We start from the raw sequence: 2338 nt of genomic DNA, 5'->3' as shown, positions 1-2338 counted from the left end.
ACCAGAGGTCTTGGAGGAGTTCGTCAGCCACAACCGCTCATGTTCGCGGCTTCGGTGACGCTCCGTGGCTCTGCACGGAAAGTGATCCAGAACCAGTCTTCAGGAAGCATCAACAGCTGGAGACCCTCTCGTATCCGGTGCCATGGACGAGGGCCTGGACGACATGTTCGAAGACGATCCGGTCGGAGATCCGGCGGCGGCAGCCCAGGGGATGGGTCGGTGCGTACGCGTCCTGTGCGGGCAGCAGGGCGGCGAAATGGTCCCACAGGGGTTCGAGCAGGCAAGATGGGACAGCAGGAACGGGCCCTCCGGTGATCACTGAGCGTAGAGAACTCCATGATCACTCAGGTCCGTGCCTGCCTTGCGTCCGGTCCGCCCAGCACCGACCGACCACACCATTCGCCGGTCGGTCTAAGCCGCCACAGCGGCCGCCACGCTCCGGAAGCTCAGGCCCTTTTAGAAGCCAATATCTCTATCGATCACGAGGTCGGTTCTGATCGAACGAGGTGCCTGGCCGAGTGATCTTGGACAGGTGGATGCATGAAGGCAGGGCCTCCGGTGCAGCACGAGGGTTGTTGAGGCCAGCTCGAGTGCAGGGAGACCCTGTTGACGCAGTTGTACGCGGTTTCGTCCTTCGAGTTCAACTCGGCGTCGGCGGCGTGGGATTGTCTCGCGCACCGGTTCGGGAACGCGGCCGACCGCCCGGAGAGAGTGCGGCGGTATCCGTCGGACATGACGGACGCGGAAATGGGCGGTGGTGCGGGACGTGATGCCGGTTCCGGCCTGGCTGGAGGGCCGGGGAGGTCGGCCGGAGGGCTACTGCCACCGGCAGATGCTGGATGCGGTCTTCTACGTCACCGACAACGGGATCAAGTGGCGCGCGATGCCTGCCGACTTCCCCGCCTGGGACCGCGTGTATGCCTTCTTCCGCAGATGGCGGCACCACGGCCTGGCCAAGGAGTTCCACGACCGGCTGCGCTGCCATGCCCGCCGGGCCGCAGGCCGGACGGCGGAGCCGACCGCGGCGGTCATCGACTCGCAGTCCGTCAAGGGCGCCGCCTCGGTGCCCGCGGCCTCACGCGGCTACGACGGCGGCAAGAAGATCAACGGAAGGCGCCGGCGCGTCATCACGGACAGTCTCGGCCTGCTGCTGATGGTGCTGGTATGTGCGGCCGACGTCATCCGACCGCCAGGCCGCCCGCGGCATGCTGCCCTGCCTGCGGAGCCGGTTCCCCAAGGTCACGCTGGTGTGGGCCGCCGGCGGCTACGCGGGCCGTGTGGTCATGGTCACCTGGGCGAAGGAGGAACTCCAGCTCACCCTGCAGATCGTCAAACGCAGCGATGACATGACGGGATTCGTGGTACTACCGAGACGGTGGGCGACAGAGCGCACACTGGGGTGGCTGATGCGTTCGCGCCGTCTGGTGCGGGACTTCGAGGCCCGCCAGCAGCGAGGCGTTCATCTACTTTTCGCAGGCCATGCTCCTCAGCCGTCGGCTGGCCCGCCCGGCTTCCCGACCGAGGCGGGAACGGTCGCGGTGGGCTGCCGCGGCGTGAACCGCCCCGACGGCGATGCGGCCAGCCAGCCCCGCTCGGCCAGGCGCCTCGCCCGAGACCGCACGCCCTCGATCTTCGCCGGCACCAGCGGCAGTTCCAGCCCGGCCGCGAGCTGTTTCGCCGAGATCCCCTCGCCGTCGCCCGCCGTGGACTCCACCAGCTCCACGATCCGCCGGTAGTCCGGCGCGAGCGCCGCCGCCGTCATCCCCTCCCCATGCCGCGGCACGACCGACCCCGCGACCGGGGCCTTGTCCTTCGCCGCCGCCTCCTCCCGCGGACCGGGAACCAGCGCATCCGTCTGTTCGGCCGGAGCGGCCAGGGCCTCGGCGAGCTCCGTCCGGGCGATCACCCGGCGTTCCAACACCGCCTCCGCCTCGCCGAGTTGGGCAAGGACCCGCTCCGCCTCCACGCGAAGCCCCTCCGCCCGCACCCGGGCAGACGCCTCCCGCTCCTCCAGCAAACCCATCACCGATGTCACCGGTCATCTCCGCATCGCCGAGAACGAACTGATCGCCCGAACCCTCCCACCACGACACCGGAACCATGCCTGACAGTGAGGATGTGACGTGGTGACGCTGCTGGTGGGTCTGACCCTCTGCCTGACTGACGTCTCGACTGTCCTGTTTGGGATTTGTCGGCCCGCCGGGCGTCACCACGCACGTGGCCGGACGGGCGTTTGTGACCTTATAGGAGTCGACCGTTCACCTGCGGTGACGCCCCGCAGGCGTGAAAATCGGTACAGGGGCTGTCCGCCGACGCCGTTTGATGTTTGGGCCGTGAG

1 protein-coding gene and 3 pseudogenes are annotated in these 2338 nt (G+C 68.2%); 2 read left to right on the top strand and 2 right to left on the bottom strand.

From position 1 onward, the window contains the following. Positions 1 to 115 precede the first annotated feature (115 nt). Positions 116 to 316: pseudogene (locus tag AB0D12_RS41135) on the bottom strand (IS5/IS1182 family transposase); the annotation flags it as partial. A gap of 453 nt (positions 317 to 769) precedes the next feature. Between AB0D12_RS41135 and AB0D12_RS41130 the strand changes: the two are divergent. Continuing rightward, positions 770 to 907: pseudogene (locus AB0D12_RS41130) on the top strand (transposase); the annotation flags it as partial. Positions 908 to 1205: 298 nt separating this feature from the next. After that, positions 1206 to 1412 (top strand): annotated as a pseudogene (locus AB0D12_RS41125) (IS5/IS1182 family transposase); the annotation flags it as partial. A 74-nt stretch (positions 1413 to 1486) separates the two neighbouring features. Here AB0D12_RS41125 and AB0D12_RS41120 read toward each other — a convergent pair. Continuing rightward, positions 1487 to 2035 carry a hypothetical protein gene (locus AB0D12_RS41120; RefSeq protein ID WP_362695174.1) on the bottom strand — a complete coding sequence of 183 codons (549 nt, stop codon included), beginning with the start codon at positions 2033 to 2035 and terminating at the stop codon, positions 1487 to 1489. Between the last annotated feature and the right edge of the window lie 303 nt (positions 2036 to 2338).

Origin of the sequence: Streptomyces sp. NPDC048479 (assembly GCF_040651435.1) — a bacterium.
Classification (GTDB): Bacteria; Actinomycetota; Actinomycetes; order Streptomycetales; family Streptomycetaceae; genus Streptomyces.
Note: the sequence above shows the minus strand (reverse complement) of the source record. Positions and strands in the feature narration are given on the sequence as shown.